The following is a 6,460-nucleotide window of genomic DNA, read 5'->3' on the forward strand; positions in this document are numbered from 1 at the left end:
CCCCAAGAAGCACAGGAGATCGTTGTCAATCGTTGCGACCCCAATTTGCCGAAGAGGTGGCGATTTGGAGATCGCGGAACTTGCTGCGTTGAGGTTGTGGACAAGTTCGCTGGAAGGTAGCGAGCGCAGCGCCCCAGCTGTGGCGAGGCATCCGCCTCATCTCGCGCCTCGTCGCTTCGCGCCGTAGGATGATGAGCATTTTCAACGCCATGGCTCGATACGCGTCGGGAAAACGTTGACATGTGCAGCACATGTTTCTATGCTTTTTGCATGGGAACGATGGTCCAGATCCGCAATGTCCCGGATGCATTGCATCGCCGGCTCAAGTCGCGTGCAGCGTTGGCAGGCATGTCCCTGTCCGACTATCTGCTGAGCGAGATTCGCCAGGTCGCGGAACGGCCGACGCTTGAAGAGTTGCGGGCGCGGTTGCACAGCCGCACTGCAACGGCCCCTTCCGTCATGCCGGCCGATGCGGTTCGCGCCGAGCGCGATCACGCGTGATCGTCGTCGACGCCTCGGCCCTGCTTGAGGTCCTTCTCCGAACGCCAGCAGCGAAGGCGGTGGAAGACAGACTGTTCGCTCCTCGTCAGACATTTTACGCGCCTCATTTGCTCGATGTCGAAGTCGCCCAGGTGATCCGGCGTTATGCCGCGAATGGGGAAATCGATAGCGAGCGCGGGCGTGTGGCACTTACAGATCTGGCGGACCTGGCCCTCCGGCGCTATCCGCACGACTTCCTGCTGCCTCGCATATGGGAGTTGCGGAACAATTTGACGGCCTATGACGCCGCCTATGTCGCGCTGGCCGAGGCGCTCGACGCACCATTGCTGACGCGCGACAGGCGTTTGGCCGCAGCCGCGGGCCATCGCGCGCAGATCGAACTGGTGTAACCCCGCCGGGCGCCGCAGCCGCGACGCCGCGAACAAGTCATATCGACGATGGGTTTGGCGGAAGGGGTGGGATTCGAACCCACGGTGCCCTTGCAGGCACGCCGGTTTTCAAGACCGGTGCCTTAAACCACTCGGCCACCCTTCCGTTGCCGGATCGCTTATCGTAGCCCGCCTTCGCAGGCAATGCGAAGCGAAGGCGGCGACGCCCGGGGTGAAAGGAAGTATGTGGTGAAAGACGGTTTGCCCCGGAAGCCGGGCAAGGCTGTCGCACCGATGCGATCGGTGGAAGGACGATGCCCGCCCGATCCGGGCCCGGCCGAACTGCATCAGGCGAAGGCGAAGGCCAAGAGGCTCGAGCACAGCAGCACGAGGCTTGCCGTCGTCAGTGCCAAAAACCCGCCGGAAACTGCATCCTGGTTGCGCATGAGACACCTGCCACTCGCGATGCTGGTCCGAATTGATTAAAGATCTCGGAACAGGCTTCTTGAACGTGCAGTCGCTTGCTTGCCTTCAGCGGTCGTCAGGCCCTGGAACGATAGCCGTCGAAGGCGTGCGCCAGGAAAATGCCCGCGCTCACCAGACCCAAAACCGCTGTCACTGTCTCGATCATTGCAATACGTCCTTCCGCCCCGCGCATGACCAAACGACTGTGGCCTTGCACAGTCAAAAAGATTCCAGGCCGGGAAACGAGATCGGGAAGAAGTGAGGTTTTGACGCAACACAGTGTTCGGAAGAGGGACAACAAGGCCCGTATTTCAACGGGAAGTGTGGCAACGATTCATTCACCACGGGATGGCTCTCCCCATTTCCGCCGCCTTCGCGTTGCGTTATCGTCACCATTCGATGTGGAGGTGGGCCGCATCGGCGTTGAGGCTGCACGCAACCCTTCCCGGGGGCAGGCGGCCGGGGAAATGGTAGTTTGGGGCATGGGGATTCGGCAGTCAGATCCGGCATTCCGGGCGGCGCGTGGCGTGGCTGTTGCGATCGCTTGCCTGACGCTCGCCAACTGCGCCTCCCAGGATAAATTCGCAAGTCGCGTCGATCCCAAATACGGGGTGTCCTCGAGCCCGCGCGTGGTGGCGCTCGGCGATCCCGTGCCGAGGGGCGGCGGCACCTACCGTGTCGGCAAGCCCTACACGGTTGCCGGCCGGGTCTACGTTCCCGAGGAAGACCCGAACTACCGGGCCGAGGGCATGGCCTCCTGGTATGGCCAGGACTTCCACGGCCGGCTGACCGCCAATGGCGAAGTCTTCGACATGACCTCGCTGACCGCGGCGCATCCGACCCTGCCGATCCCTTCCTATGCGAGGGTGACCAATGTCAGGAACGGCAAGTCGCTGATCGTGCGGGTCAATGACCGCGGGCCGTATCACGGCAACCGCCTCATCGACGTCTCGAACAAGGCTGCCGAACTCCTTGAATTCAAACAGAACGGGGTCGCCAGGGTGAGGGTCGAATATGTCGGCCGGGCGCCCCTGGAAGGCACCGACGACCGCCAGCTCCTGGCAACCCTTCGCACCGGCACGCCGGCGCCGGCCCCGTCGACGGTGCGGGTCGCCGCCGCACGCCCGTTCGTCCCGGAGCTCGCGGCCGGCGGCCGGCCGATCCGGGGCGAGGTGCCGTTGCCGGAGGGACGCCCCTATAGTCTCGGGAGCAATGCGACCTCCGAGCTGTCGGCATCGAGCCGTTCCCGTGGCCGTGGGATAGAAAATCCGCGCGCCGTCTCCTACGAGGCCGATGAGCGCTTCGCCGCCGAGCCCACGGCCTATGCCCCGATCGATCCGCGCGGCCCGCGCGAGATCCTCAGCGGGCGGGGGCTATACTGATCGGTCATGCGGCGGACTCGGTTCAACACTCCCTTGGGAGAGGTGAACCGAGCGTGCCGCTCGAGTTCAACCTAATTTCATCGCGCTTTAGCCCTTCAGGAACTCGACCAGCGCCGCATTGACCTCGTCGGGGCGTTCCTGCTGCACCCAGTGGCCGGCGCCCTCGAGGATGATCTTGGCCCTCAGGTCGGTCAGCACGCGCTCCATGTCGGCGACGCGCCTGGCGCCGATCAGGCCGGTGATGACACCGTCCCTGGAGCCCGCAAGGAACAGCGACGGCTGATCGATCGTGGCGTCCTGCCAGGGCGCGGTGAGCTCCCAGTTGCGGTCGATGTTGCGATACCAGTTCAGCCCGCCGCGGAAGCCGGACTGTGCGTAGATTTTGCTGAAGTAGGCGAGGTCGACTTCGGTCAGCCAGGCCGGCAGCGGCCGGTCGCGATCGCCGCCGTGCAGAAAACCCTTGCCTTCCTCGACGAACTGATGCGCCGACGGGTCGGAGAAGCCGCGGCCGGCGAGCACGGTGCGCATGGTGTGCGCGACGTCGCGCTCGAACTCGGCTTCGGCAACGCCCGGCGGCTGAAAATATTGCCAGTAGAAATTGGTGATGCCGTTCTGGCTCAGCGTCTCCAGTGGCCGGCCGCGGCCGCGGACCGGCGGCGGCACGCTGAGGCCGGCGACCTTCGTGAAGATGTCCGGGCGGAACATGGCACAGTGCCAGGCGACGGGCGCGCCCCAGTCGTGGCCGACCACGACAGCCTGCTTCTCGCCGAGCGCTGCGACCAGCGCGACGATGTCGCCAACATTGTGGAAAATCGTGTAGGCGCCGACGTCCGAAGGCGCCGACGTGCGGCCGAAGCCGCGCATGTCGGGCGCCACCACGTGGAATCCGGCTGCCGCGAGCGCCGGAATCTGGTGCCGCCAGGAGTAGGACAGTTCCGGCCAGCCATGGCACAGAACGGCCAGCGGACCTTCGCCCTGTTCGAGCAGGAACATCTCGATGCCGTTGACGGCAATCGTGCGTGAGGATGACATTGCTTTTTCGTTTCTCGCAGGGATTCGCGGTGGCGGGACGCAGCCACGATAGGGGCGCTCCGTGCCTACCGCAAATCGGATCGGGACGGCCCGCATGCCCGCCAAAAGCCGTGTTGTTCCGGTCTTCTGCAACTGTTAGAACGCCGCTCCCTGAGGACGTGAACTATGGCCGGCAAACCTTCGTTTTTGCACAGATTCCGGCTCGTCCCGCCCGCCTTGCGGCGGCTCGTGGCAGCAGGCCTTGCCCTGACCGTCGCCCTGGCACTCACCTCTGACGGGGCGGTCTACGCCGCCAACAACAGCGTGCAGGGCGGCAAGAAGGACGAGCACGCCTTCGACGGCGATGCGCCGACCGCGATCCTGATGGAAGCCAGCTCCGGCAGCATCCTGTTCGAGAAGAACGCGGACGAACTCCGCGCGCCCTCCAGCATGATGAAGCTGATGACGGCCGCGGTCGTGTTCAATGCGATCAAGGAGGGCAAGGTCAAGCTGACGGACGAGTTCCGCATTAGCGAGGGGGCCTGGCGCAGGGGCGGCGCGCCTTCCGGCGGCTCCACCATGTTCGCCGCCATCAACAGCAAGGTGCCGGTCGAGGACCTCCTGCGCGGCGCGATCATCCAGAGCGGCAACGATTCCTGCATTGCGCTGGCCGAAGGCATCTCCGGCAATGAGCGCATGTTCGCCAACGACCACATGACCAGGCGGGCGCGCGAGCTGGGGTTGACCAAGTCGACCTTCGGCAATGCCAGCGGGCTGCCCGATCCCAACAACAGGATGACGGTGCGGGAGCTGGCGAAACTCGCGCGGCATCTGATCCTGGACTTTCCGGAGTTCTACAAGCTCTTCAACGAGCGCGAATTCACCTGGAACAAGATCCGCCAGCAGAACCGCAATCCGCTGCTCAATTCGCTGAGCGGTGCGGACGGGCTGAAGACCGGCTACACCAAGGAAGGCGGCTACGGCATGGTCGGCTCGGCGGTGCAGAACGACATCCGGCTGATAGTCGTCGTCAACGGGCTGGACGATTCCGATGACCGCGCCCAGGAAGCCAAGAAAATGCTGGAATGGGGTTTCCGCAATTTCGAGGCGCGGACCTTGTTCGCCGAAAACCAGCAGGTCGGCTACGCGCGCGTGTTCGGCGGCGAGAGCCGCCATGTGAAGCTGGCAAGCCCGGAGGCGATCAAGGTGATGGTCCCGAAGAGCGGCAACGAGAAGCTGATCGCGCGCATCGTCTATAGCGGCCCGGTGCGGGCGCCGGTCCAGCAAGGACAGAAAATCGGCGTGGTCCGCGTCTGGCGCGGCGACAAGATCGCGATGGACGCGCCGGTGTTTGCCGCGGAGTCGGTCGGCACCGGCTCGACCATGCGCCGTGCCGTCGATGGTGCGAGCGAGCTCGTCATCGGCCTGTTCCGCGCCAGCGCCGCGAAGTTGTGATCATGGGAGAGGCAGCAGCAGTCAGGCGGCCGGGCGGACGCGGCAAGTTCATCTCCTTCGAGGGAGGGGAGGGCTCGGGCAAGTCGACCCAGATCAGGATGCTGGCCGACCGGCTGGCGGCGGCCAAGCTGCGCGCCATCGTCACCCGCGAGCCCGGCGGCTCACCGGGGGCCGAGGTGATCCGGCACGTCGTACTGTCGGGGATGGGCAAGCTGCTCGGGCCGGATGCGGAGACGCTGCTGTTTGCGGCGGCCCGCGACGATCACGTCCGCACCGTGATCCAGCCGGCGCTCAATCAAGGCACCTGGGTGCTGTGCGACCGCTTCTCGGATTCGACACGCGCCTACCAGGGCCGGCTCGGCAATGTGTCGCCCGGCGTGCTCAACGCCATGCAGCGGGTGACCATCGGCGATCTCAAGCCGGACCTGACCATCATCCTCGACGTGCCGGTCGAAATCGGGCTGCAGCGGGCGGCGGCAAGGCGCGGAGAGGGCGCGGCCGACCGCTTCGAATCCGAGGACATCAAGTTCCACCAGGACCTGCGCGAGGCCTACCGGCAGATCGCCGCCGAGGATCCCAACCGCTGCGTGCTGATCGACGCGACGCCGCCGCCCGAGGCGGTCGCAGCGCAGGTGTGGACGGCGCTGCGCGACCATCTGTTCGCGATGGCGACGTCATCGGCATGAGCGCGCGCAAGACATCGGAAGAGACCACCGTTAGACATCCGCGCGAGACCACCGAGCTGTTCGGGCATCGCGAGGCGGAGGCGGCGCTGCTTGCCGCCTATCGCAGCGGAAGGATTCCGCACGCCTGGCTGATCGGCGGCGCCCCGGGCATCGGCAAGGCGACGCTGGCCTACCGCATGGCGCGTTTCGTGCTGGCGCATCGCCAGGCGCTGGCGCCATCCGTGCAGCGCGCGCCGACGCTGGCCGTCGATCCCAATGACCCCGTCGCCCGGCAAGTCGCGGCCGACTCCCATGGCGGCCTGCTGGTGCTGGAGCGCGGCCTCAACGACCGCGGCGTGCTGCGCACGGTGATCACGGTGGACGAGACGCGCGAGACGATCGCGTTCTTCGGATCCACCGCGGCAGTGGAGGGCTGGCGGGTCTGCATCGTCGATACCGTCGACGAGCTCACTCCCAACGCGGCGAATGCGCTGCTCAAAATCCTCGAGGAACCGCCGCAGCAATCGCTGTTCCTCCTCGTCAGCCACGCGCCGGCGCGGGTGCTGCCGACCATCCTGTCCCGATGTCGCAAGCTGCCGCTGCGGCCGCTTGC

7 protein-coding genes and 1 tRNA gene are annotated in these 6,460 nt (G+C 65.6%); 6 read left to right on the forward strand and 2 right to left on the reverse strand.

The annotated features are described in order from the left end of the window. Positions 1–279: 279 nt before the first annotated feature. Positions 280–501: a FitA-like ribbon-helix-helix domain-containing protein gene (locus ACT4OC_RS24990; protein WP_444841719.1), complete on the forward strand. Its 222-nt coding sequence runs from the start codon at positions 280–282 to the stop codon at positions 499–501. Beyond that, entirely contained in the window at positions 498–890 is a 393-nt protein-coding gene (locus ACT4OC_RS24995) for a type II toxin-antitoxin system VapC family toxin (RefSeq protein WP_444841720.1), read from the forward strand. Before ACT4OC_RS24990 ends, ACT4OC_RS24995 begins: the two co-directional genes overlap by 4 nt. A gap of 55 nt (positions 891–945) precedes the next feature. On the opposite strand, the gene ACT4OC_RS25000 is transcribed toward ACT4OC_RS24995, so the two are convergent. Continuing rightward, positions 946–1,035, reverse strand: a tRNA-Ser gene (locus ACT4OC_RS25000). A 781-nt stretch (positions 1,036–1,816) separates the two neighbouring features. Here ACT4OC_RS25000 and ACT4OC_RS25005 point away from each other — a divergent pair. After that, the gene (locus ACT4OC_RS25005; RefSeq protein WP_444841721.1) at positions 1,817–2,716 is read left to right on the forward strand and encodes a septal ring lytic transglycosylase RlpA family protein; all 900 of its coding nucleotides are present in this window, start codon (positions 1,817–1,819) and stop codon (positions 2,714–2,716) included. 87 nt (positions 2,717–2,803) lie between these two features. Here the strand turns inward: ACT4OC_RS25005 and ACT4OC_RS25010 are convergent, their stop codons facing one another. Further along, complete coding sequence (locus ACT4OC_RS25010) at positions 2,804–3,748, reverse strand: alpha/beta fold hydrolase (RefSeq protein ID WP_444841722.1); 945 nt, start codon at positions 3,746–3,748, stop codon at positions 2,804–2,806. 165 nt (positions 3,749–3,913) lie between these two features. Between ACT4OC_RS25010 and ACT4OC_RS25015 the strand changes: the two genes are divergently transcribed. The 3 genes from ACT4OC_RS25015 to ACT4OC_RS25025 all read left to right on the forward strand — a co-directional run. Continuing rightward, positions 3,914–5,182: a D-alanyl-D-alanine carboxypeptidase family protein gene (locus ACT4OC_RS25015; RefSeq protein ID WP_444841723.1), complete on the forward strand. Its 1,269-nt coding sequence runs from the start codon at positions 3,914–3,916 to the stop codon at positions 5,180–5,182. A gap of 2 nt (positions 5,183–5,184) precedes the next feature. Further along, complete coding sequence (tmk, locus tag ACT4OC_RS25020) at positions 5,185–5,868, forward strand: dTMP kinase (RefSeq protein WP_444841724.1); 684 nt, start codon at positions 5,185–5,187, stop codon at positions 5,866–5,868. Continuing rightward, a partial coding sequence (locus tag ACT4OC_RS25025) for a DNA polymerase III subunit delta' (protein WP_444841725.1) occupies positions 5,865–6,460 on the forward strand: 596 nt, incomplete at its 3' end. The genes tmk and ACT4OC_RS25025, both read left to right, overlap by 4 nt.

It is taken from the genome of Bradyrhizobium sp. (assembly GCF_052389815.1).
GTDB lineage: Bacteria > Pseudomonadota > Alphaproteobacteria > Rhizobiales > Xanthobacteraceae > Bradyrhizobium.